The organism is Photobacterium makurazakiensis, from assembly GCF_050336715.1.
In the GTDB taxonomy this organism is placed as follows: domain Bacteria; phylum Pseudomonadota; class Gammaproteobacteria; order Enterobacterales; family Vibrionaceae; genus Photobacterium; species Photobacterium makurazakiensis.
The window spans coordinates 12,606-37,566 of sequence record NZ_JAKJSJ010000065.1 but is presented as its reverse complement, the minus strand read 5'-3'; the positions used below and the strand labels follow the sequence as shown (position 1 = coordinate 37,566).

Annotated in this window: 20 protein-coding genes; 10 read left to right on the top strand and 10 right to left on the bottom strand. The window is 45.2% G+C overall.

What is annotated here, in order from left to right; all coding sequences use genetic code 11:
- Nucleotides 1–103: 103 nt before the first annotated feature.
- The 4 genes from L4D09_RS23770 (at nucleotide 104) to L4D09_RS23755 (ending at nucleotide 6,121) form a co-directional block, all read left to right on the top strand.
- The gene (locus L4D09_RS23770) at nucleotides 104–1,621 is read left to right on the top strand and encodes a DUF1800 domain-containing protein (protein ID WP_428460021.1); all 1,518 of its coding nucleotides are present in this window, start codon (nucleotides 104–106) and stop codon (nucleotides 1,619–1,621) included.
- A gap of 3 nt (nucleotides 1,622–1,624) precedes the next feature.
- The gene (locus L4D09_RS23765) at nucleotides 1,625–2,941 is read left to right on the top strand and encodes a DUF1501 domain-containing protein (RefSeq protein ID WP_428460020.1); all 1,317 of its coding nucleotides are present in this window, start codon (nucleotides 1,625–1,627) and stop codon (nucleotides 2,939–2,941) included.
- Between the two features lie 318 nt (nucleotides 2,942–3,259).
- The gene (locus tag L4D09_RS23760; protein ID WP_428460019.1) at nucleotides 3,260–4,807 is read left to right on the top strand and encodes a DUF1800 domain-containing protein; all 1,548 of its coding nucleotides are present in this window, start codon (nucleotides 3,260–3,262) and stop codon (nucleotides 4,805–4,807) included.
- 3 nt (nucleotides 4,808–4,810) lie between these two features.
- On the top strand, nucleotides 4,811–6,121 hold the full coding sequence (locus tag L4D09_RS23755) for a DUF1501 domain-containing protein (protein ID WP_428460018.1): 1,311 nt from the start codon (nucleotides 4,811–4,813) through the stop codon (nucleotides 6,119–6,121).
- 185 nt (nucleotides 6,122–6,306) lie between these two features.
- Here L4D09_RS23755 and L4D09_RS23750 read toward each other — a convergent pair whose 3' ends face one another.
- The 4 genes from L4D09_RS23750 to L4D09_RS23735 all read right to left on the bottom strand — a co-directional run bounded on the left by L4D09_RS23750 (nucleotide 6,307) and on the right by L4D09_RS23735 (nucleotide 11,605).
- On the bottom strand, nucleotides 6,307–7,713 hold the full coding sequence (locus L4D09_RS23750) for a YfcC family protein (protein ID WP_428460017.1): 1,407 nt from the start codon (nucleotides 7,711–7,713) through the stop codon (nucleotides 6,307–6,309).
- Between the two features lie 51 nt (nucleotides 7,714–7,764).
- Nucleotides 7,765–8,874 (bottom strand): NAD/NADP octopine/nopaline dehydrogenase family protein, encoded by a 1,110-nt coding sequence (locus L4D09_RS23745; RefSeq protein WP_428460016.1) that lies wholly within the window; start codon nucleotides 8,872–8,874, stop codon nucleotides 7,765–7,767.
- A gap of 202 nt (nucleotides 8,875–9,076) precedes the next feature.
- Complete coding sequence (locus L4D09_RS23740) at nucleotides 9,077–10,000, bottom strand: LysR family transcriptional regulator (RefSeq protein ID WP_428460015.1); 924 nt, start codon at nucleotides 9,998–10,000, stop codon at nucleotides 9,077–9,079.
- A gap of 282 nt (nucleotides 10,001–10,282) precedes the next feature.
- Nucleotides 10,283–11,605 (bottom strand): amidohydrolase, encoded by a 1,323-nt coding sequence (locus L4D09_RS23735; RefSeq protein WP_428460014.1) that lies wholly within the window; start codon nucleotides 11,603–11,605, stop codon nucleotides 10,283–10,285.
- Between the two features lie 84 nt (nucleotides 11,606–11,689).
- Between L4D09_RS23735 and L4D09_RS23730 the strand changes: the two genes are divergently transcribed.
- On the top strand, nucleotides 11,690–12,571 hold the full coding sequence (locus L4D09_RS23730) for a LysR family transcriptional regulator (RefSeq protein ID WP_428460013.1): 882 nt from the start codon (nucleotides 11,690–11,692) through the stop codon (nucleotides 12,569–12,571).
- A 196-nt stretch (nucleotides 12,572–12,767) separates the two neighbouring features.
- Here L4D09_RS23730 and L4D09_RS23725 read toward each other — a convergent pair whose 3' ends face one another.
- Both L4D09_RS23725 and L4D09_RS23720 read right to left on the bottom strand, forming a co-directional pair.
- A complete protein-coding gene (locus L4D09_RS23725; RefSeq protein ID WP_428460012.1) occupies nucleotides 12,768–14,075 on the bottom strand; it encodes a YjiH family protein in 1,308 nt (435 codons plus the stop codon).
- 200 nt (nucleotides 14,076–14,275) lie between these two features.
- Nucleotides 14,276–15,097, bottom strand: coding sequence for an AraC family transcriptional regulator (locus tag L4D09_RS23720; RefSeq protein WP_428460011.1), 822 nt, complete (start codon nucleotides 15,095–15,097; stop codon nucleotides 14,276–14,278).
- Nucleotides 15,098–15,301: 204 nt separating this feature from the next.
- Here L4D09_RS23720 and L4D09_RS23715 point away from each other — a divergent pair, with 204 nt between their 5' ends.
- From L4D09_RS23715 to L4D09_RS23695, 5 genes are read left to right on the top strand one after another with little or no spacing between them, the layout of a single operon-like run.
- Entirely contained in the window at nucleotides 15,302–17,740 is a 2,439-nt protein-coding gene (locus L4D09_RS23715) for a DMSO/selenate family reductase complex A subunit (protein ID WP_428460010.1), read from the top strand.
- 3 nt (nucleotides 17,741–17,743) lie between these two features.
- The gene (locus tag L4D09_RS23710; protein WP_428460009.1) at nucleotides 17,744–18,367 is read left to right on the top strand and encodes a DMSO/selenate family reductase complex B subunit; all 624 of its coding nucleotides are present in this window, start codon (nucleotides 17,744–17,746) and stop codon (nucleotides 18,365–18,367) included.
- A 1-nt stretch (nucleotide 18,368) separates the two neighbouring features.
- The gene (locus L4D09_RS23705) at nucleotides 18,369–19,178 is read left to right on the top strand and encodes a dimethyl sulfoxide reductase anchor subunit family protein (RefSeq protein WP_428460008.1); all 810 of its coding nucleotides are present in this window, start codon (nucleotides 18,369–18,371) and stop codon (nucleotides 19,176–19,178) included.
- A 58-nt stretch (nucleotides 19,179–19,236) separates the two neighbouring features.
- The gene (locus L4D09_RS23700; RefSeq protein WP_428460007.1) at nucleotides 19,237–19,857 is read left to right on the top strand and encodes a molecular chaperone TorD family protein; all 621 of its coding nucleotides are present in this window, start codon (nucleotides 19,237–19,239) and stop codon (nucleotides 19,855–19,857) included.
- Nucleotides 19,838–20,155, top strand: coding sequence for an antibiotic biosynthesis monooxygenase family protein (locus tag L4D09_RS23695; RefSeq protein WP_428460006.1), 318 nt, complete (start codon nucleotides 19,838–19,840; stop codon nucleotides 20,153–20,155). Before L4D09_RS23700 ends, L4D09_RS23695 begins: the two co-directional genes overlap by 20 nt.
- A gap of 93 nt (nucleotides 20,156–20,248) precedes the next feature.
- On the opposite strand, the gene L4D09_RS23690 is transcribed toward L4D09_RS23695, so the two are convergent.
- From L4D09_RS23690 to L4D09_RS23675, 4 genes are all read right to left on the bottom strand, one after another.
- Nucleotides 20,249–21,421 (bottom strand): MalY/PatB family protein, encoded by a 1,173-nt coding sequence (locus tag L4D09_RS23690; RefSeq protein ID WP_428460005.1) that lies wholly within the window; start codon nucleotides 21,419–21,421, stop codon nucleotides 20,249–20,251.
- Nucleotides 21,422–21,430: 9 nt separating this feature from the next.
- The gene (nhaC, locus tag L4D09_RS23685) at nucleotides 21,431–22,894 is read right to left on the bottom strand and encodes a Na+/H+ antiporter NhaC (protein WP_428460004.1); all 1,464 of its coding nucleotides are present in this window, start codon (nucleotides 22,892–22,894) and stop codon (nucleotides 21,431–21,433) included.
- A 135-nt stretch (nucleotides 22,895–23,029) separates the two neighbouring features.
- On the bottom strand, nucleotides 23,030–24,055 hold the full coding sequence (locus L4D09_RS23680) for a LacI family DNA-binding transcriptional regulator (RefSeq protein WP_428460003.1): 1,026 nt from the start codon (nucleotides 24,053–24,055) through the stop codon (nucleotides 23,030–23,032).
- A gap of 128 nt (nucleotides 24,056–24,183) precedes the next feature.
- Complete coding sequence (locus L4D09_RS23675; protein ID WP_428460002.1) at nucleotides 24,184–24,891, bottom strand: SGNH/GDSL hydrolase family protein; 708 nt, start codon at nucleotides 24,889–24,891, stop codon at nucleotides 24,184–24,186.
- Nucleotides 24,892–24,961: the final 70 nt, after the last annotated feature.

The following is a 24,961-nucleotide window of genomic DNA, read 5'->3' as shown; positions in this document are numbered from 1 at the left end:
GTGTATATATTTCTCTTCTCCATTATCTATACAAGTTTTTTAGACACTTATGCCTAGTAGGTATTGGTGTGCTAATGAAAATAGAGAAGGAGTTAAGTTGGCTATGTCTATATATGAGCCGGAACAGGCCGCAAAATTTTTATATCGTGCAACCTTTGGTCCTAAAAAAGGGGATGTGGAAGCGTTCCTCGAAATGGGCGTTGAATCTTGGTTGGATGATCAGTTTACCCGTAATCGACGTAAACACCGCCCGCTTGCGGAGTCGTTTGCGAATGCCAGTGGTGATACGCTAAACGAAAATGCACGATTAAGTGCTTGGTGGGATCGAAGCCTGAATGCTGGCGATCAATTAAGACAGCGTGTAGCGTTTGCATTAAGCCAAGTATTAGTTGTATCAAACAGTGGTGGACCAAATTCCGAAGGTTTAGTTGAATACTATGACTTGCTGTTAAAACACGCTTTTGGAAATTACCGAGATTTGCTTGAAGCGGTTACACTAAGCCCTGCAATGGGGAAATATTTAACGTTGGAAGGTAGCCGCAAGGCCGATCCGGTTAAAAACACTTTTCCTGATGAAAACTATGCTCGCGAAGTGATGCAGCTCTTTAGCCTTGGGCTGTGGAAGCTGAATAGTAATGGTCAAGCAGCCTTAACACCAGAAGGCGATCGAATTCCTACTTATAGCCAAAAAGATGTTGAAGAGTTGGCAAAAGTACTTACCGGTTGGCGACGTGAGACCTATTTAAAGCCAATGTATGCCGATGATAATCGTCATGACTTTAGTGAGAAAACCGTTCTTGGTCAGGTATTCCCTGAAGGCCAAACACCAGAGCAAGATCTATCACAAGCGATTGACTTGCTTGCGAATCATAACAATACTGCGGTGTTTATCTCAACACTGCTGATTAAGCGATTGACTGTCAGTAACCCACGACGCAGTTATATTAAACGTGTTGTCGATGTCTTTAAGGATAACGGGCAAGGTGTTAGGGGCGATTTACAAGCCGTGATTACTGCCATCTTGCTTGATGATGATGTCTTGAATGGTAAGGCCATGGCTGATCATCAAAGTAATGGTTCGAATAGCCGCAACTTCGGCAAAGTAAAAGAGCCTTTAGTTGCAATGGCAAACTTATGCCGTGCGCTGAATGTAAAAAGTAATGACCCAAAGCGTTGGTGGGATTTTGCCGCAACACAGAGTAACTATGGTCAAGCACCGCTAAGAGCATCGAGTGTTTTTAACTTTTACGAGCCTGACTATTCACCGAAAGGTGAAATTAATGATAAAGGCTTGGTTGCACCAGAATTTGCTATTTTATCGATGGATGTTGTTCGGCGTATTTCTAACCGTATGTGGGTGGCTATTTATTCACATGATTCGACTGATCAAAAGAAATGGTCGTGGAACCGATCTGAGTTTGAAAGAAACATTAATAACCCAGACGCGTACGTAGCCTTACTTAATACCCGTTTATTTGGTGGTTTAATGTCGTCAGAGTTATCTCAATTCTTATATGACATGTTGCTTGAGCTTACCGCTGAAAATCGTACCGATGATCGAAAAATTGAAAGCACCTTGTTTGCTGTTCAGTGTTCACCAGAATTCCGTTGTCAGGAGTAACCAATGAAAATTACTAGAAGAAACTTTTTGAAATCGACAGCGGCATTGAGTGCGACATCGGTAGCGCCAGCATTAACAGGGTTGAGTTCAGCACAAGCCGCAGAAGGTGATTACAAGGCGTTAGTCTGTATTTTCCTTTTCGGTGGCAATGATGCTTACAACATGGTGATCCCTGATGATGATACGACGTATGGCGATTATTTAGCGGCAAGGCCTGGGCTTGCCATTGAGCGGGGATCGATTGTCCCTTTGGGTATTAAGACGGATAATGGTGTTCCTCTAGGTCTTCATCCTGCAATGCAAAGTTTAGAAACGATCTTTGCACAAGATAAAGGCGCGACTGTCATTGTAAACTCAGGTCAATTAGTTGAACCCATTATTGGCCGCTCTGCACAAAATCCTAAAGTACCAGACTTTCTCATGGCGCATAACTTACAGCAAACCATGTGGCAATCTGGTGCTGAGGAAATGGACGATAAATTCGGTTGGGCTGGTCGAATGGTTAAGGATATGCACTTATCAGGTCAGTTGTCGCCATTAATGTCGTTAAATGGTGAGCAGAAGTGGTTACGAACCACCAACCTTGAGCAGTTGGTTTTAACCAGTGACGGAGCTGGAAGCTACAGTGGCTTGAACCAAGCAGAACGCGTGGGAGCGATGCGCCGTCATTTTGAAGAGAAGTTTGCCAATCTCTATGCCGATAATTACTCGCTGACTATGGCTAACCGTTATCACGAGAACGATTCACTGGAAGAAGCCTTAGCTAATATCGGTGATCTAAATGGCTTCCCAGAAACGTCACTTGGAAAAATGCTGCACACCACGGCTAAATTAATTAAAGCGCGTGATAGTGAAACTATGAAACATGGTCGCCAAGTCTTTTTCTTAGGGTTGGGTGGCTTTGATACTCATAAAGATCAGGCTGACAAACATGCTGCATTGCTGGGTGAAGTGAGTGATGCAATCGCTGCGTTTTACACTGAAATGAAGGCGCAAGATTTATCAGAAAATGTCACTACATTCACCATGTCTGATTTTGGTCGTCGTGTAATGGCGAACGATTCAGGTACTGATCATGGTTGGGCTGGACATCAATTGATTGTAGGTGGTGCGGTGAATGGCGGTCGTGCATATGGAAATTGGCCAGACTTGAAGCCAGGTAGTGAGTATGACTATAACAACGGCCGATTAATTCCTGAAATAGCGGCAGACCAAGTTAATGCAACATTGGCCTCTTGGTTTGGTTATGACGGGTCATTAACGGGCTTATTCGAGTCACTTGAAAAGTTTGACGAACACAACTTAGGTTTTATGAAATAGGTGAGATAGCCCGTAGTCATTACTTACTATGTTTATAGTTTGTCTAATTCAATAGGTTGACGGTTTTTAGTAAGCCAGTAACGCAAGTTGCTGGCTTTTTTATGCGTCAATAACATTTAAGTTTCAGCGTACAGTTAAATCTTAAGTTGAAAAATGTAAGAATATTTAATCTGCCGCCTCCGTTCCACTGAAATCCTTCCAATTGATAAATTGACCTTATCTGAACATTGCTTTCTATTCGCGGTGTAAATTCCTCGTATCAGCAAGCTCAAAAATGTTGTGCTGACATATAAATAATTAGAATGAAGAGGAATAGCAGTGGTAAATACCATTAATGATCCGGTGCAGGCTGCCAAGTTTCTGTACCGAGCCACATTTGGCCCAAAGCATGGGGATATTGAAGCGCTACTTAATTATGAGGGCGGTATTGATGCTTGGTTTGATGATCAGTTCGAACGTCATAATCGATTACATTTACCACTTGCAGAGCAAGTAGCAGCGGCGACGAATGAGCCATTGAATGAAGGTGCTCGAATGAGTGCTTGGTGGGAAAGAACACTAACGTCTGGTGATCAGCTGCGCCAACGTGTGGCTTATGCACTTAGCCAAGTCTTAGTGGTTTCAGTTAATGGTGGTCCGGGTGGTGAAGGTCTTGCGTCTTACTATGATGTGCTAGTGAGGAACGCCTTTTCCAGATTTGATGAATTGTTAAAAGCGGTCACTTTGCATCCGGCAATGGGGCAATTTCTGACCCTAGCAGGAAGCCGCGCCCATAATGAGCAGAATAATACTTTCCCAGATGAAAACTATGCCCGTGAAGTCATGCAGTTGTTTTCTATAGGCTTATGGGAGCTGAATATAAATGGGCAACCAGCTCTGGATGGTGGGAAGCAAAAGCCCGCTTATACACAGAAAGATGTTGAAGAATTAGCACGTGTATTAACAGGCTGGCGTAAAGACAAAGATAGCGATGGGAAAGACAGCAACACCAAGCCAATGGTGAATAACAGCGATTGGCATGACGACGGTAGTAAAACAGTATTAAATGTAGAATTCCCTGCAGGTCAGTCAGCAGAGAAAGATTTGGACTTGGCAATCAAGGTGTTATTTGAACACCCTAATACACCAGTATTTATCTCACGGCTTTTAATTCAGCGTCTGACTATCAGTAATCCGCGTCGTGATTACATAGAGCGGGTAGCTCGCGTCTTTATTGATGATGGCGCTGGCGTTCGTGGAAATATGCAGGCGGTGATTAAAGCCATTCTGTTAGATGAAGACCTTCTTGAAGGCCGTGCCATGGCTGATCACCAGAATTTTGGTTCTAATATTCGGAACTTCGGTAAGGTAAAAGAACCGGTTATTGCTATGACCAATTTTTGCCGTGCATTGAATGTAAAAAGCAATGATTCTCGCCGCTGGTGGGACTTTCCTGGATTGCAACATAACTTCGGTCAAGCCCCGCTTCAGGCTTCAAGTGTATTTAACTTCTATGAACCTGATTATGCACCTAAAGGTGAGATTGCTAATAAGGAGTTAACCGCACCAGAGTTCAATATTCACACTATGGACTCCATGCGTCGAATTTCCAATGCGATGTGGGGGCTTATTCTCAGTCACCGTTACGAAGAAGAAAGGCGTTGGACTTGGGATAGAGGCCCATTAGAGAATCGGGTTGATAAACCTGAAGAGTATATGGAGTGGATCAATGAGAGGATCTTTTTCGGCTTAATGTCAGATGATCTTCATCACTACATCGAAAGCTTATTGATTGATATGACTAACCAAAATATTGGTGCCGATAGAAGAACGTTCGCCACCTTGTTTGCTATTCAATGTTCACCTGATTTCCGTTGCCAGGAGTAAGCCATGAAGATGTCACGTCGCCACTTTTTAAAAAGCTCTACTGCACTTGGCGCATTATCAGCAGTACCGGGTCTATCATTGAGCAAACAAGCTGTTGCTGGTGATGACGGGTTTAAAGCCCTCGTTTGTATTTTCTTATTTGGTGGCAATGACGCCTATAACATGGTGGTACCTGTTGATGCCGATCTCCATGAAGTTTACAGAAAAGCACGGCCAAGCCTTGCACTTGATAGAAATGATCTAGTGAATATCGATATTAAATCAGAAACTGGAGATAATAGTCCTGCAGTTAGCCTGGGTTTACACCCTGCAATGGCAAACCTCAAAGATATGTTTGAGGATGGCAATGCAACCGTTATTGTCAACTCAGGGCAATTGGTTGGTCCAATCATCGACCAAGTTAATCCACATCCTGTTCCTGATTTCCTCATGGCACATAATCTGCAGCAAACCATGTGGCAGTCGGGCGCGCTCAATATGGATGATAAACTAGGCTGGGCTGGGCGTATGGTTGAAAGCGTCTACATGTCTAATGATTTGTCGCCAATGATGTCATTGAATGGTGAACAAAAATGGCTGCGCAATGATGTATACGAGCAAATGGTGATGACTGGCGGTGGAGCTGGTAAATATAACGGGTTGGATCAAGATGAGCGCCGTTTGGCAATGGAATATCACTTTGACCGTCAGTTTAATAACCTTTTCAAAGATAATTATGCTGACGTGATGTCGAGCAGATACTATCAAAATGAAAGGCTCGCTGATTTACTGGGTGAAGAAGATGATGACACGGTTCGAAGCTCTTTAAGCGAACAGCTGCATACCACTGCTAAGTTAATCGAGAAGCATGCAGAGATGGGGCACCATAGGCAAGTGTACTTTGTTGGATTAGGCGGTTTTGATACTCACCATAACCAGAAAAATGCACATCATGCATTGCTGGAGCAACTTGCTGATGCTATGGCTGATTTCTATCAAGAACTGAAAGATATCAACATGCTGAACAATGTGACTACCTTTACCATGTCAGACTTTGGTCGCCGCCTAATGGCTAATGATACGGGTACTGATCATGGTTGGGCTGGTCATCAGTTGGTGATGGGTGGTGCGGTTAATGGTGGTAAAGCTTATGGTGAGTGGCCGGATTTAACTCCGGGTAGTAAGTTTGATTACAATAATGGTCGCCTTATTCCGGGGATTGCTGCCGACCAGGTCAATGCGACACTGGCTAAGTGGTTCGATGATTACCTTGATGTAGAAAAGCTGTTTCCATCTTTGGAGCCTTTCCCACAAAAGACCATTCCATTCCTTTAATTCAATGAAATCAATCAGCCGAGGACTTTCTCGGCTGATTTGTTATTTCGCGGTTAAAGTCAGCCACGTGCCTAACTATTTGCCTCTATATCACTAGAGTGAACACGAGCAAGCACAGTGTTATGAATTACTCGCTTTCTATTGTTTCAGTATGGCTGCAAGCCGTTTGGATAGACATCTGAGTGTTAGGCGATAATCACCCCGATACTGAGCAAGGCCATAATCATCAGTGTCAGGATACCAATTAGCGGGCCAATAAAACGGAGCCAAGATGAGTAGGCAACGCGCCCGATGGCAAGGCCACCCATCACAACGCCAGATGTTGGTGTGACAAGGTTAGGAAGCCCTGATGCAGATTGGAAAGCGGTGACGACTAACTCTCGGCTGACCCCAGCAAAATCAGCCAGAGGGGCCAATACAGGCATTGAAAGTACAGCCAGACCTGATGATGAAGGGACAACAAGGCAAAGCACGGCCTCGACCCAGTAGATTGCATTGATAAACGCGACTTCGTTTAATCCGCCCAGTAGGCCTTCCGCGTAGTTCAGGATTGTGTGCGTGATATTACCGTTATCCATGACAACGACTAAGCCGCGGGCAATGGCAATGATAAGGGCAACACCAAGTAGATCTCTGGCGCCATTGACAAAACTGTCGGTGATTTCCGCTTCAGATAAACGGCCAACAAAACCGACTAAGATACTTGAGCCAATAAACAGAGCGGAAAGTTCTGCCATCCACCAATCTGCTGCGGATACACCCCACATCATAACGACAAATGTCAGGGCGAAAATGGCTAACACCGCTTTACGGGTATTGGATAGTTCGGGCGTCTCTTTCTGTTTGCCATGAAGGAAATGGTTCAGGTTTTCGTCATGCTGGTGGGCAACAATAGAGCGTGAGGGATCTTGCTTAACGCGTTCGGCGTATCGCATGACATAAAAGACACAGAGCAGCCAACCAAGGATGAGGATCACGGCCCGAAGCGCAAACCCTTCCATAAAGTTGATTTCGGCAGCATTGGAAGCGATAACAGTGGCAAAAGGGTTAATGGTCGAGCCTAGGCAACCGATGCCTGCTCCCACCATAATAATGGCGACACCAACGATGCTGTCATAGCCTGCTGCAATCATTACTGGAATCAGCAAGGCATAGAAGGGAATTGTTTCTTCGGCCATACCATAAACAGTACCGCCCAGAGCGAAAAGCCCCATGAGGATTGGGATCATCCACTTTTCCCGACCAGCAAGACGCTTCATTGTCCCTGCGATACCCGCATCAATGGCGCCAGTTTCGGTTACGACCGCCAGAAAGCCACCGATAACTAATACGAATATGGCGACATCAACGGCCCGGGCAACATAGTCTGATGGGTCGTAAAAACCTTGAATAGGGGCCATCAAAATATCAATGATACCTTGAGGGTTGGCCTCGACAGTTTGGTACGAGCCAACAACCGGAACCAGCTTGCCCAGTGTCTCGTTGAGCTCCATCTGGTATTGACCTGCCGGGATCATCCAAGTGAGCAGTGCCATGAGCACCGTAAGCAGCATTAAGATTGTATAGGCAGAAGGAAATTTTAATTTACTCATTGTTTCGTCCTTTATGGGGCCGAGGCCCCATATTTGTCAATTGCGCTTGGCTTACGCTACAAAGTCCATGATTTCGTGGGCTGTAAGGTTATCAAGTCCCATTTTTTTCAATGTTCTACCTGTGGTGAAATAGTCCGTGTCGTTATAGGCGTTATCAATGTGCAGGCATGCCGTGATCATTGGTGTATCGATCCCGGTAAGTTGGCCAAGTTCAAAGCAAGGCACCAATAAGTAAGCAGCATCTTCTGTGATATAGCGATTACTCGCTGAATTTGGTGCGCTATTAAGTTTGCCGTGCGTTTCAGAAGTTCGGTTGGCTTCATAAACGGTTTTACAATCCATACTGTAAAGTGCATTCATTGCATCCAGCTCCGGTTTTAACAACAGGTTTAGTTGTTTTCCGATAGCTAGGCGTTCATTTTCCATTACCGCCGCGGCTTTGGCGGTTGAAACAGAGCAGCAGTCCTTGTAGTAGTTGAATTGGCCATCAAAGTTTTCCAGTAGACCCATATTCAGTGTTGTGAGCAGCGGGTGGCCACCGAAGTTAATGTTCTCCAATCCCGCTTCAATGACGTTACTGAGTGCGGTGAGGGGAAGTGGCATTACAGCTTGAAGGGCATCGATAGCCATTTGTGTGTGCTTGGCTGGGAAGGCTGCAACGGGCAGGAACTCTTTCATACCCAATATCGCCAACTGGGCAGGCCCGACAATACGGGTAGCCCAAGGGATTGAGATAGCATCGACAAAGGTAATATCAAGTTCGCCATAACCTTTTTCGTGCTTGATTTTATTGAGCACCAACGAGCCGTAATTCCCTGGCATCAGCATGACGATTTGACCATCACGAAGATGAGGTAGCATTTCGATAAACAAAGGCTCTTGGGCAAACGAGGGAACCGGAAGCACCACAATATTGGCATAAGCAAGGGTTTCTTTCAGGTCTCGGCTGATCTTGTCGATAGGATGAAAACCGGAGAAAGTGAGCGCTACATCATTGAAGTGGCTAAGGGCTTCGATACCACCGCGTTGTTCAATATCTTTCAGGGGTTGATCAAAGCCCGGGCTGCCATAAAGGCAGACATCAGCCCCTTGTTTGGTAAAGTGATAAGCAGCTGTTAATCCGGCATTTCCCGAGCCAATGATAGAGACACGATTTGTCATGATTATTCCTTTTAATGTGTGTCGTTGTTTTAGCTACAGTAAGGAATTATCGTGTTTTATCGCCAATGCCAAAGGAACAAACAGCCATGCAAAAAAGTAATGCTATAAAAACCGGATGATATTATCGTTATGATTTTTAAAGATTAAAATTCATCATTTCCCGAGGAGACACATTCAAGCTAAGTGTGATGTGATCCCACTGCTACCCATCGAGATCTCTCATTGGGCCTATTTTCAACTGCACATCTAGATCGTCGGCCAATAGCATAAACTGTTCGATGAAGTGCTCGGCATGGCGGTGAATGGGTTTGAGCGCTGGGTAAAGAATGTCAAATTCAAACGATAGGTTAAAGACGAGCGGTCGCATGACAACGCGCGGATGCTCACTTTCAATCACCGCGGTAAACGGGTCGGTGATCGCAATACCAATTCCTTCTTTAACGAGAGCGGCTGCAGTGCTGGCGAGTGACACTTCGATATGCTCGATAGTCGATAGGTTGTAGCGTCTTAGTAACGCATCTATTTGCCGTTGGGTGGCGTCTTTTTCATGGCGGATCAATACTTGATCCGCAATATCATAGATGTCGATGGCTTTGCGTTTTGCTAGTGGCGATTTGGTTGGGACTAGGCATACACACTCACATTCGACACGCTGGGCTTTCACCCCAGCCACGATGTCATCAACAAAGGCAAACCCGATATCGGCAGTTTGGCTTTGCACCCGACGTACGACGTCTTCTGAGCGATAGGTTTTGAAACCCAGCTTTAGTTTTGGCGTTTGGTTTAGAAAGGTTGCTACGACACGTGGTAAAAAAGCATTGGAGAGTAGGGGCATGGCTGCAATATTCAGGCTACCAAAGTGACTTGAACGAATAGAGTGAGCCACTTGATCTAAACCGGCGACGGCATCGAATACTTTGGCGACTTCAAGATAAAATGCTTCACCCTCGTCGCTGAGTTCTAGGCGGTTGCCTTTGCGAATAAATAATTTAAACCCTAGCCGTGATTCTAAGCTGGATAATAAGCGGCTTACAGCGGGCTGGCTGAGATGAAGTCGCTCGGCAGCAGCGGTAACAGTTTGGCATTCAATGACGGCTTTAAAAGCATTTAGTTGGCTGAGTTTCATGATAGTGCAGGATAGTTCGAGTTTGGGCTACGCTAGCAAAATCATGAGGCTATTTCTTTGAACTAGCGTTGAAAATCAGGGGGACACAGAACAGTTGCTGAAAATGACAGCAGCACCATAACAGTTATTCACCGTAGGCGGTTTTGTCTTGCATTGTGCGAATGAGTGCTGCCTGCTAATTTTATGGCCGTGCTTTTAGGAACTGTTTGCGTCCCTGCAAACAGTTGTTTCATAAAGGAATGAAAGCGGCTAGTTGTTTAATATTATTTTGTTGTCTAAGAACTATTTTTGGTTCAGGAACTCAAGGATAACAGAGCTTAATGCCACCGTACCTGCAGGCACAGAGCCAGGATCCATGACAATGTTCGGGTTATGATTCAGATATTTAGGCAACTGGCCATTTTCGACAAAATTGCTCCACGTCTCGTTACTTGCTGCTCCAACCTCGACAAATACAACAGGGACTTCTGGGTATGGGCTAGTAAGCATGTGGAAATCTTCCGACCCCATAACGGGAGGAAATCCGTTATATACATTGTCATCACCTAGCGCGGCAACAAGGGCTTGTTTGGCCTGTTCAGTTTGCGCTAGCGGATTGATAACCGGTGTCGAATAGCCATTCATCTGATAGCGAGGCATGCGATCTTCGGGGACACCGTACATCTTAGCAATGTTATCTGTCACATCTTTGATCCCCTCGATCATCGCGGTACGTTCAGCTTCACGATACCAACGTAAATTGACTTTTAACTCGGCTGAATCAGGGATGATGTTGGCTTCATCACCCGAATTGAGCGCTCCGACCGTCAGTACTGCTGGCTCAATCTGATCAAGTTTACGCGAGACGATGGTTTGATAGCCCATCACTGCCATCGAAGACATGACAATGGGGTCAATAGCGCCATGTGGTGTTGAACCGTGTCCGCCCACACCGTAAATCGTGACATCAATTTGGTCTGTACCTGCCATACGACGACCGTCAGAAATAGCAGCCGATCCGGCTGGTAAAACTGGGTGGGTGTGGCCCGCAATCAAAATGTCGGGCTTTGGAATGAGTTCATACAGGCCATCTTGCACCATCGCCGTTGCACCTTGAATGAGTTCTTCCGCAGGTTGAGCGACAAGAACAAGGGTGCCTTGCCAGTCATCTTTTCGCTCGGCCAGCTGTTTTGCAATTCCAATCAACCAGGTTGTGTGTACGTCATGGCCACAAGCATGCATAGCCCACACATCGTTTCCAAAGCGATCTTTGGATGGCTTTGTTGGTTTATACGAAAGGGTTGTCTCTTCCTTTATTGGTAATGCATCCATATCCGCACGAAACATGACGGTTGGCCCTTCACCATTTTTCAGCACGGCCGCAACACCTGTGCGGGCGATTCCTTCATGGACTTTGAAACCAAGTTGTTGCAGCTCATCTGCCACAATCTTAGCCGTTTCGAATTCCATAAATCCAATCTCTGGATTGGCATGAATGTGCTCAAAGATAGAGATCAGGCGCTCTTTATCTGCGCCAACGGTGTCGAGTAGGGTCTCTTGAGTTGCGCTAGCAAAAGGTGATATTGAACTAAAACAGATTGCTAGAGTGAGTAGTGTTTTTTTCATTGCCTTCTCCACGTTTCTTTTTCCGATAATCATGTATGATTTTTATCAGGCAATAAAATCGATAACCGGGGACTTAATCCACGCATGAATTTTAGCTTTCAGCAAATTACGGCATTTGTTTGCGTTGCACAAACAGGGAATTTTAGTCGAGCGGCAAGACAGCTAAACAAAGATCGCTCAACGGTCAGTCAGATAATACGAAACCTTGAAATTGATTTGGGTTATGAGCTATTCGATCGCACAGGAAAATTCCCAGAGCTAACGGAAAAAGGGCAGAATCTGTTACCTTATGCACATCGGCTTGTTCTCGAATCCAATTCATTTGCGAGCATAGCCACTACGCAATACGATGACGCTGAAACAGAAATTAATGTTGGCCTGTCTCAGCTAATTCCAGCTGATATTATCTCTTATGCGATGCAGCAATTCAGTCTCGCTTACTCCCACACAGTGGTACATTGGCATTCATGTACTAAGAGTGAAGTGAAAACAGGCTTGCTCGACAAGCGGCTCGATCTAGGATTAGTTTTGGTTCCTGATGCCAGTAGCCATAGCTCAATTTACCCGATACATTTTATGAACATGCCTATGTCCGCTGTTTGCTCTGTGTCGGCCAACATTCCAGTATCAATATCCGTGAAAGATCTCGTCAATTACCGCCAATTAGTCAGCACCGATCTCACCCAGCCAGTATTACGTGAACTGTATTGTGTTGGTCGACATATTGATCAAATGTCCAATACCTACTTGCTAATTAGCATGTTACAAAGCATTGACTGCTGGAGCATGCTTCCACAGAGAACCGTCGAGCCGCTAGTCGAACAAAACATCTTAAGGCACATTACGATCGAAGAGAGCTGCGATACATTGGCTATTCCAGTATCCCTGTGGTCTATGCCTCAAGTCACTGAAACGCCTGCAAGGCAATATTTGATAGAACAGCTCATACAGGCTGCTCAGCATTGATAGGGGATTGATGAGCGGTATAAAGTGCCGTATAGCCCATGAATGCTGTTGTCTATATTCGCTTTAGAGGCTAAATACCCAGGAGCCATTAAAATAGTCTTTGACGATTTGGCTGATCCTGAATCGGCGATAAGTATGGAACAGCAAGACGCATAAACAGATAGATGATGCGTCTTGCTTATTCAATGTAAGTCAATTATCCAAATAGCAGTAATGCGGTAGGAATCGCCAGCATTAAGCTTAGGAAGGTTCGTACAAACCATATAAGGACAAGCTGTAACACACTCAGCGGGATTTTAGTTGCTAGAATGCAAGGAATGGACGCCGAGAAAAACAGAATAGATGACACACAAACCACACCAGCGGAGAATCGTGCCACAATATCTGCATCTTTCATCAGCAGGGCTGGCAAAAACATTTCCGCTAACCCTGCAGCACTTGCTCTAGCAAGCTGCATCCCTTCTTCTAACCCCCATAGCATTGTGACGGGGTAGAACAGGTACCCGAGCCAATCAAATATTGGAGTATATTTCGCTGCCAACAAACCTATCACACCTACAGACATAATTGATGGCAAGATGCTGATGGTCATGACTAATCCATCTTTGAAGTTATCCAATATATTTCTGCCGATAGGCGGCGCTTTTTCTGCTACCGAAAGGCCGTTTTCAATCGCCACTTTCAGCCGGCTTCCTTCTATTGCCGTTGGCTCTCTGTGTTGGGCTTCGTTATTGATACGTGAAAGAGGAGGTAGTCGAACCGTGATTGCTGTGACAATAAAAGTGATAAGAAGGGTTAGCCAGAAATATTGGTTCCAGACTGGCATCAGATCTAAGGTTTTGGCAACAATGATCATAAAGGTAGCTGAAACGGTAGAAAAACCAGTCGCGATAATAGCTGCTTCGCGAGCACTATAGTGGCCAGCAACATACACACGATTTGTTATCAAAAGACCAATGGAATAGCTACCTACAAACGAAGCAACGGCATCGATGGCACTTCTTCCGGGGGTTTTCCACACCGGTTGCATCAGTTTCTGTAACAAAATACCTACCGTCTCTAATAAGCCGTAGCTGACTAAGAAGGCTAGAAAAACAGAACCGACAGGGACTATCAAGCCAACAGATATAACGAGCTTATTGAACAAAAAGGGGAGCATATCTGGTTCTTGTAAAATTGCCGGACCCGATTTAGTGACTGCAAATATAGAAGCAATAACACCCAGCCATTTAAGCAGTAAAAATACTTTTTCCGTCGTGTTGTCCCGCCACTTTCCCGTCACTATAGGATAGATTGCCCCTGCAACTATCATAGTGACTGCATACCATGCAGCGCCACTACCGAGGCTCGTTTTGAGGTAGGTAACAATGTGGTCTAGTGGGATACTTTGTTTGTCGTTAAAGGTGATTGGTATAAAAAAGATAAAGATCCCGATACTACTTAACCCCAATAGCCTAAGCCAATGATGGGTATCAGAGGGGGTAGATTCACTAATTTGATTCATAGCACTCTCCTTGTGTAATTGACAATAATGTATATACAAAAGAGGGCTGCAGTAAGTTAAATTGTGGTGTAAGTGTGATCAAGGTGTTAACTGTGTTATCAAAGTGAGATCTTTAGCCTATTTATTAACCATGAATTAGGTGGCTAGATATATACAATTACAGGAAGCACCAGTGTTATTCGCTATGAACCTTGGCTTCCTTATCGAATATGTTTATGAGGGGATACTTCGACAGAGTAGCGTTTTGGGGTAATACCAAACTCTTTCCGGAATGTGGCAATGAAAGCACTTTCACTTGAAAAGCCGACTTCCAGTGCTGTTTGGCTAACGGACTGGCCAGTCGCTAACTTTTCTAAAGCGACAGAGAGCCGTATTTGGGTTCGCCAATACCTAAATGGCTGGTTGATATCTTGCTGGAAGCGCCTTCTCAGGGTTCTACTACTGGTACAGAGAAACTCGGCCCATTCCTCGAATGTCTTATCATTTTGCGGATTGGCTAGTAGCTCTTTTTCAATCCACCGGATACCGGCATCGCTTGGTCGAGGTAGGGATAGCTGCAAGCCGTGGACAATGTCGATCTGATCGAGCAACACTTCCATTAGTCTTTCTTCAGCGCTGCCTTCGCAGTAGCTTTGATTAATCTTAACCGCATGTCTCAGCATTTCTCTGAGCATGGGAGTTACCGTCACAAGGCTCAGTGAATCGGTTTCTTTATTTCGCATAAAGAGACTGCGCATTTCTACTTTGCCATTCATTTTCACCTTGTGTGAGACACCAGCAGGAATAAGAAGAGCCTGTCGTGGTGTCAGCACTGCAGCGGCATTATCTGTTCTTACTGTGATCACCCCGGTAGACGGGTAGAGGAGTTGGACATATTCATGCTTATGCCAATCCAACAAATAGTTGTTGGAGTAATCCCACATAAGGGCAACAACGTCTTTATTTAACGCTTTGATAAACGCTTCTCTTCGCTCATGTTCTTCAGGTGATACGTTATCAACCCCCTCAAATTTTTGTTCCATTCCGCTACCCGCATTTTGGTGATGATAATCACTATTTCTCTTGTCTGTCCGCTCAGCAACATATTTGGGCACGGAACGTAGTATCACGCTCCCACCATTGTTTATACATTCTGCACATATAAAGACTTTTAGCTTGATTCCAATTATTGGGGTTAAGCGCGCGAATATATTTGACTTCAATCAAAAACTTAATGGTAAAAAGCCGTGAGCAAGAAACATGATTTAAATCCCACGCTAAGTAGGCGCTCTCTAATGAAAAACAGTGCCGTATTAGGCGGTTTGGGGGCAATAGCAGGAGGGATAACTTTACCCTTTTACAGTGTTGCCAACGACAAGGAGGAGAGTTCTCCCCATCACCCTACTAAGACTGTTTGGAGTAGTTGCATGGTGAATTGCCAATGCCGCTGTCCTTTGAAATACCATGTTGAAGACGGAGTTATTGTCCGATCTGAAACGGATGATCAAGGCACTGATGACTATGGAGACCATCAGGTGAGAGCCTGTTTGAGAGGTCGTTCAAGCCGGAAGCGTATATATAACGTAGATAGGCTGAAATACCCAATGAAACGTATTGGTGAACGAGGTGAGGGTCGTTTCAAGCGAATTTCGTGGGAAGAAGCCTTAGACACTATCGCCGAAAAGTTGGTTGAGGTTAAGGAGAACTATGGCAACGAGGCGATTTATATTAACCGTGCGACTGGCTTGATGGGAGCCACATTGGCATCCTCTTCGCCACCGGCCACATCACAGTTCGCACGCCTGATGAACCTTTGGGGCGGATGGCTTGATCATTATGGCACTTATAGTACTGCGCAAATAAGGACAGCTTTTCCTGCGATGTTTGGCCAACGTACCGGCAATGGCATCACCGATGTGCAGAATACTAACTTGTTAGTGATCTTTGGCCATAACCCGGCAGAGACCCGCACTAGTGGTGGTAGCGTTATGTACCACCTAGAGCAAGCAAGGCGAACCAGAAAGGTTCGTATGATCGTCATCGATCCGCGCTATACCGATACCTGCCTCACCAAAGAAGATGAATGGGTTCCTATCAGACCAGGAACCGACCCAGCTTTTATTGCTGGTATGGCACATGTGATGATCACGGAAGGTTTGGTCGATCAAGAATTTCTCGATACATACTGCATGGGCTACGACTCAAAAACATTACCAGATGGCGCTCCTGCTAATGCCGACTACAAATCTTACATCCTTGGTAAAGGGGATGACGGTATAGAAAAAACACCTAGATGGGCTGAAACCATTACGGGGATCCCTGCTGATAGGATCGTGAAACTAGCTAGAGAAATTGCCCAGGCAAAACCGGCATATATTACTCAGGGGTGGGGGCCACAGCGACAGGCTAATGGAGAGCAAAGCTGCCGTGCCATTGCTATGCTGGCCGTGTTGACCGGAAATGTTGGTATCAAGGGGGGGAACTCGGGCAATACTGAAAGTAACTTTCGGAGTGGCTACCCAGAGTTTCCGACCCTTACAAACCCGGTCAAAGCCCAAATATCCGTCTTTACCTGGATGCAGATGATCCAAGATGGCGTGAACATGACAGCAACAAAAGATGGCGTGCGTGGTAAAGAGAAACTCGGTGTCCCGCTTAAGTTTTTCTGGAACTATGCCGGTAATATCATCAGTAACCAGCACTCAGATATTAACAATACCTATAAGGTGCTCAAGGATGACACTCAGTGTGAAATGATTGTGGTTATTGAAAACCACATGACACCTAGCGCTAAGTTTGCCGATATCCTGTTGCCAGATGTAACCACGGCCGAGCGGGAAGATATCGCTGCGCCTGGTAACTCGGGAAATATGGATTACCGCATATACTGCAGCCAAGTGATTAAGCCGATGTTCGAATGTAAGAACATTTATGAAATTTGTACCGAGCTTGCCAAGCGCCTTGGGATAGAAAAGGAATATACCGAAGGTAAAACAGAGAGGCAGTGGCTTGAGCATATTCACAAGAATGCTGCGAAAACGATCCCCAATCTGCCTGATTTAAAGACTTTCCAGCAACAAGGGATCATTAAATTTCCGAATCCCGGCGAGCCACCAATTGCTTTTAAATCGTTCCGAGAGGATCCCGATGCCCATCCATTAGAAACGCCTTCAGGAAAAATTGAAATTTATTCGCAGGACATGGCAAAAGCGGCGGCGACGTGGGAGCTGCCAGAAGGGGATGTGATTAGGCCTTTACCTGAATATGTGAGGAACTATCGGGGTTTCGATGATCCTCTAGCAGAGAAATATCCACTGCAAATGGTCGGTTATCACACTAAATCACGTGTTCACTCTAGCTATGACAATGTCGATATCTTACGGGAAGCGTTGCCAGACAAAATCTGGATTAACCCTATTGATGCCAAAGCGAGGGGGATTCAGCACGACCAAGAGGTAGAAGTCTTTAACGATAAAGGCCGTCTATTGATCCCCGCCAAAGTCACGTCACGCATAATGCCGGGAGTCTGCGCCATTCCGGAAGGCTCCTGGTACCGACCGGATAAGTCAGGATTGGACCGTGGTGGCTGTATCAACGTTCTCACCTACTATGGAAGGCCATCACCTTATGCTAAAGGGAACCCTCAGCATACGAACTTGGTAGAAATTAAGGTATGGAGGGGCTAATAGATGAAAAATAAACAATACGGTTTCTATATTGATACCAGCAAGTGTACTGGGTGCAATACCTGCAGGATTGCGTGCAAGGATTTTTATGATTTAGACCTTGGTGTTAATTTTCGCCGTGTCAATGAATATGAAGGCGGTAATTGGGCGAAAACCGGTGACGGGTGGCACCCTGATATTTTTGCTTACTATGTGTCTATTTCTTGCAACCATTGCGAGAAGCCAGCATGTACCAAGGCGTGTCCTACCGGTGCGATGCACAAGCGCAAAGAAGATGGCCTAGTCGTGGTTGACCAGAATGTCTGTATCGGTTGCCGATATTGCGAGATGGCTTGCCCATACGGTGCGCCACAATTTGATGCCACCAAAAAAGTGATGAGTAAGTGTCATGGTTGTTTTGAGCGCATCCCATTAGGTCGAAAGCCTGTGTGTGTAGAGGCGTGTCCGATGCGGGCCATTGAGTTTGATACCGTTGAAAACTTAAGAGAAAAATATGGAAACTTAGCAGGCATTGCCCCACTGCCTTCGCCGGAGAAGACTAAGCCGTCACTTATAATTGGCTCGAACAGAAAGGCCAGACCTTGTGGTGATAATACAGGCAACTTACAAAACAAATTGGAGGTGTAGGGTGGAAGAATTATCTTTAGTTTTCTTTACGGTTCTTGCACAAGCCGCCGCCGGTACGGCCTTGATGCTGGCAGTATTAGGCTGTCATGCAGGTAACCATGATAGGCAGCAAATATTTCTACCGGGCTATATCAGTGTGCTTACCTTATTGGGTATTGCTGGGTTAGCTTCTTTAACCCACCTCGGGCAGCCACTACGGGCAATGAATGTGATATTTGGCCTTTTTCATGGTTCACCATTAAGTGTCGAGATCATCACCGTTTCATTATTCGGTGCGGCTATCACGTTGCTGATTGGTTTGAAACTTAAACAACATCCATTATCGACAAAGCCAATGATACCCATTATTGGCGCATTAAGCGGCATGCTGATGGTGTATGCCATCAGCCGTGTTTATAACATCCAGACAGTCGAGGCATGGTATCACGTAACAACACCGCTGCAGTTTTTTACTACGGCTGCTGTGCTAGGGGTGGGCACCGTCAGTTTGCTGACTGCATTTTATGACATAGAGAGTGTTTTGCTACGGATTATGTCTGTTGTTAGTTTAATTCTGGTATTTATCGTTATCGGCAGCCATCAGCAACACATTGGTACGCTGGAGAATATGGGGGATGTTGCGAGTACGCAATTTCTTATGTGGCTGAGGTATGGGCTGCTGGCGTGTGGGGGCTTCTTGTGGTTGTTCCCGATGCTGGCAAAGCTAAAAAGTGACACCGGCTATATAGCTTCCGGGGTCGTTATGATCTTGTTGTCCGAACTTGCGGGCAGGGCATATTTTTACGATTTGATCCAACAACGTGTCTTTTAGTACCGCTGCCAGTTGAGTAACTGGCAGCACCCCAAATATCCCATTGCATGGTAACATAATGGAAAACCTAGCTTTTATCTCAAGAATTATTGGCGCACTGTTTTTTTACTCTCCAGCAAGTGATGAAGTACAAAATATCGTTAAACGCAGTATGTATCATCTTGATTCAAATGATTATGAAGAGTTGCAAAGAGTGATCGGCTTATTTGCGACAACCAAAACTGATGAGCTTGATGGGGATTACTTAAGCCTATTTTCCGGGGTGGGTGAAATGCCAGCGCCACCGTGGGGCTCCGTATACCTTGGCCAAAATCGAGAGCTGTTTGACGAGTCGACGATGCGGTATCGCTCCTTTCTTCAGAGCAATAATTTACACATTGAAACAGGCCATTATGAACCTGATGATCATTTTGGCTTGATGCTGCTGGTTGTTTCTCAACTACTGGAAGAGCAAAATAGGGCATCAACGAAAGAACTACTTGAAAAGCACTTACTTATTTGGGCTTTTCATTACCTTATCCTTGTTAAGGAAAATGCCAAAACAGACTGTTATATATCATTGGCTGAGTTAGCCATTACTTGGTGTAAAACTTTGCAGGACGAACTTTTTGTTATTCCACAAGAAAGACATATTTATTTCCCAACAGAGAACACAAACAATGATCGCTGTAATTTTTGAAGTCCATGTATTCGAGGACAAAAAGGATGACTATATTGACATCGCCGCTTCAATTAAGCCGATGCTGGAGCAAATTGATGGGTTTATATCTGTTGAGCGGTTCAAAAGCCTCAGTGATGAATCCAAGATACTCTCATTATCATTTTGGCGTGATGAAGAGTCAGTAGCACGCTGGCGTAACCTCGCAGAACATAAAGAAGCGCAACGCCAAGGTAAGGAAGCGTTTTTTGACAAATTCAGGATCCGTGTTGCCAGTGTTGTGCGCGATTATGATTTTCATGCCAATCAAGAAAGTTAACTATTCTATCTGCTATAAAAAAGGATCTGACTTGGTCAGATCCTTTTTCGGTTTTGCTGATGATGAAAACTAATATGTTGGCTGGGAAGAAACTTATTCGGCCAAAGCCGCTTTCAATCGCTGGCAAGCCTCAAGTAAAGTTTCTCGCGGGCATCCTAGATTTAATCGGATAAACCCAGTGCCTTCAGTGCCAAATGCAATACCCATACTCGGAACGATCCCCGTATCGATAAGGCGTTTTTCCAGCGTTGTATCATCAATGCCCAATTGACGGCAGTCTACCCATGCCAAATAACCCGCCTGCGGTGGCAAGAACTTAAGCGTTGGCAATTCTTGCTCAATAAAAGTCGATAGGGTATCGATATTGCCCTGTAAGTACAGCTTCAGCGCATTAAGCCAATCGCTTGAAGTCTGATAAGCGGTAGTCGCCGCGCACATTGCCAAGCTGTTATACACATCCATACCATGGGCATCGAGCCTGCGGACAAACGCGGTTTTTACATCGGCATTAGGGATCATGAAGTTGGAGATCCGTAGCGACGACAGGCCAAATGTCTTACTCGCGGCAGTTGCGATGACAAGACGTTGCTGCAAATACTTTGGTAACGTTAGTGCCGAGTGGTACTGGTGCCCCGGCATTGCCAAGTCACCCCAGATCTCGTCGCTAAGCAGCCATACATCATAGCGTGCGCACAGTTCAGCAAGTGCCAATATTTCACTTTGCGACCACGCCTTACCCACAGGGTTATGCGGGTTACAGAAGATCATCACCTTACAGCCTTGTTTAAAGCACTGCTCAAGGTGGGCAAGATCCATCTGGTATTCACCGTTATCATTAATCAACGGGTTAGCAATAATTTCACGATCGTTCAGCTCGGTGATTTTACGGAAAGAGCCATAACCCGGAGTTTGCATCACCACCTGCTCGCCAGACTTGGTTAGCATTTGGATCAACATCGATAGGCCAGGCAGTACACCGTGTACTGTGGTGATCCAATCTTGATCTATATTGATCTCGTGTTGCTGCTGGTACCAATTGATGATCGCTTGGTAGTACTCATTGTTACGCTCGGCATAACCAAAAATACCATGCTCAATACGTTGGTTTAGGGCTTCCAGTACCGCTGGTGGGGCTTGGAAATCATAATCCGATACCCACATTGGAAGGCGCTCTTCGGAATCGAGCCCTAGTTTTTCGGTCATGAAATCCCATTTTAGAGAGCCGGTAGAGCGGCGATCATGAACGTGGTCGAAAGTTACTGTCATGGTGTTACCTTATTTCGCTTCAGCAACGGCTGAATGATTTTCTGCTTGTTGTTCTTTATTTGCAGGCGCTTTGGCGATACCAAAACCAGTGAAGCCGTAAATGATGGCGAAGATCACACCGGTATAACATTGGATAGCCCAAGGTAGGTAATCAAGAGTAGAGACTCCCAGCGTACCTGCCATGTAAACACCAGCCGCAGTCCAAGGCACTAGCGGTTCGATGATGGTGCCTGCATCTTCTATGGTTCGAGAGAGGTTTTTAGTATCGAGCCCCATTTTGCGGTAAGCATTTTGGAAAAGCTCACCAGGAATAAGCAACGCAAGTTTACCGTCAGATGTTGTAAATACGACGGTAAGTGTGGCAATCACCGTCGAAAGAATCAGTTGGCCTGTGTTACGAATAAGGTGAAGGAAGTGACCAAGTACAACATTAAGTGCGCCTGTCAGGCTCAAGATACCTGCGAAAGCAAAAGCACAGAAAACCAGTAGAATGGTACTCATCATCGAGAACAGTCCACCGCGGTTTAGTAGCTTAGCAATATCAGGAACCAGTCCATCAACCATGTGACCGTTAGCACTAAGCATGCTGATATTGAAGCCATCAACGTACGCTTGGAAGCCTTGTTGAAGACTGAAACCTTGGAAAATAATACCTAAGCCAAGTGCAATTGCTGACGCAGTTAGCATTAGAGGGATCACTGGTTTCTTCGTGACAGCGCCCCAAAGGATCATGACAGGAGGCAGTATCAGAAGGATATTCAGGTTATATAGGCTTTCAAGACCGGCTAAAATTTCAACCACTTTTTGTGGTTCTGCAACACCAGCTATATCACCTTGTTGACCCGCGAAGTAGAACACAACAGAGGCAATCACAAAGCCAGGAAGAGTAGTGTAGAGCATGTGTTGAATGTGTTCGTATAATGTTGTGCCAGAAACAACAGGTGCAAAGTTGGTTGAGTCAGAAAGAGGGGATATTTTATCACCGAAATAAGCACCAGAGACAACTGCACCAGCCGCTGCTGCGAGAGATACATCAAGACCTGCTGCAACCCCCATCAATGCTACACCGACAGTACCGGCTGAACCCCATGAGGTACCAGTACAGACCGAAACAACACTGGTAACAAAGAATGCGGCAATCAAGATGTACTCAGGGCTGATAACTTTTAGGCCCCAGTAAACCATGTAGGGAATCGTTCCGCTTATCATCCAGCTGGCTATTAGGCCGCCAACTGAAACCAAAATAAGAATAACGGGCATAGCTTTAGCCAGCTTCTCGACGATAGCTGACATGATGTCATCCCAGCCATAGCCCATTTTCATTGCAATAAAGCCGGTAAAAGCGGCTGATACAAGTAGTAAAGGCTCAATGCGTAATCCCATTACGCCATAGCCAATTGCCAATAAACCAAACATGACGGCGATAGGGGCTATCGCAAGTGCCAATGATGGTAGAGGCTTTGTATTTGTCATTGTGTTGTCCTCTTCTTTGTAGATGTACAGGTTTGTTTCAATGGCATCATGGTAAGAGGTGTCGATGCTGAGAAATGCGACATACCTATCTGTTTCATGTAAGCGCTTACATGGGAAAGGTACATGTGTTGTACATCACGTTTTTAGTGCTTTTTTGCTTATATTAAGGTTTGAAACTGTTTGACGGCACACAAGGGTGGCATCAAAGCGGTGTTGTGCTGGTGGGGTATACCCAGTCTTTTTTAGCTGTAAGGCTAACTTTGCGGCGTGTGAGGACATTTCAGCGATAGGGTTATGCATGGTTGTCAATCGAGGGTAAAGATAGCGGGCAAGTAATACATCATCAAAGCCGATAATCGAGATATCGTTGGGTACATTCACACCTTGCTCGTGAAGGTTCGCCATCAACCCTGCTGCCATAACATCATTAAAGGTGACAACTGCGGTCACTTCTGGGCACTGCGCTAAGAGTTGCTGTCCTGCAAGCTCTCCTCCTTGCTCACTAAAGCTTTGATTAATGATCCAACCTGACTCTATTGGCAGGTTAGCGTCAGCCATCGCATCTCGGTAACCACTTAGACGATCTGCTCGATCTTCTATAGGTAAGTCACTACTGATACAGGCTATTTTACGATGACCTTGCTCAATTAAATATTTCACTGATTCGGCTGCGCCACTGCGGTTATCAACCCATACAGAGCGGTTTGAAATTTGAGGAATGGTTCGATTAAGTAAAACCATTGCAGGTAGTTGGGCGCTATAGCGTAATAGCGTTGCGTCATCCAACATTTTTGAATGTATAACCATGGTTTCGCAGCCTTGGCTAATTAAAAAATCGAGGCCTTCTTTTTCTCGCTGAGCATTATGGCCTCCACTCACAACCACTAATTGGCAATTGTGCTCGCGTGCTACTTGCTCAACATGTTTAGCAATTAAAGCGAAAAATGGATCGGCTAAGTTTCCGGTTAATAAACCAAGCGTATTGTTTGATCGGCTAGCTAAGGCTGAAGCACGAGCATCTCTTTGATAATTTAGAGTTTTGATGGCTTTTTGTACCCGTTCTAGAGTGACAGGTTCGACATAAGCTGATTGGTTGATCACTCTAGATACCGTTGCGGTAGAAACACCAGCAAGCACTGCGACGTCTTTTATCGTTGCCATGATGTATTGCAAAAATTCGCTCAGGGAATAAGTGGCGCGGAGTGTAACGGGTTTTATAGGCTAATAATGTTAGCCCTGTCATAACTCATACTATCAGGTGAAATGTTACATGGTCACAAATGCTAAACCTATTTACACCAGCGCGACTTGATAGCTTGGGCAACAGCTTCCCCCCAACATTGGTAGATATCTGGCCCCGGATGAAAACCATCGCTCGCCATGTGTTCAGGGCCTAGATTGTGTTCAATATTGATAAACTCGCAATCACTCTGTGAGGAAACCCATTGTTCAAGTTTTCTATTGAAGGCTCTAGCTTTACTGCCTAAATACCAACGCAGAGGGTGAGGAAGGGCAGGAAATTTTTCCATCGGGGGAATTTTAGTGAGGATGATTTGCTGGCAAGAGAAATGATCGCGAAGATGAGTAATAAGCTGTTGTTGCTGTTGAATCCACGCTGTAGAACTTAGTGGCTGTGTAACATCATTCACGCCTAAAGAGACAATAACAATGTCGACATTCTGTTTTGGATGTAGGGTAATTTCTTTGTTGACTTGTTTGGTTGTAACACCTGTTTTTGCAATTAGCTGCCAATCTAATTGGAACGAGTTACTTAAGGCATTAACAACATTTCCCGCCAGCGCTTGAGATTGGCGTGCAGCACCAACACCTGCAGCAGCAGAGTCGCCAATGAGTAATAGACGTAAATATTTTCCGCTTCCCGCGACCCCATTTCTTGAGCCTGCCGCTTCCTTTAATCGAGGCGTCGATTTTCTTACATATAGTGCTTGGGGTAACAATACCGGAGCCATGAGTAACAGCACTACTTGATGGATCATACTTATCTCCTTTGCGGCTGACCTGATCAAGAATAGACTCAATTTAGAACTGTAACGTAAAAGAGGAAAA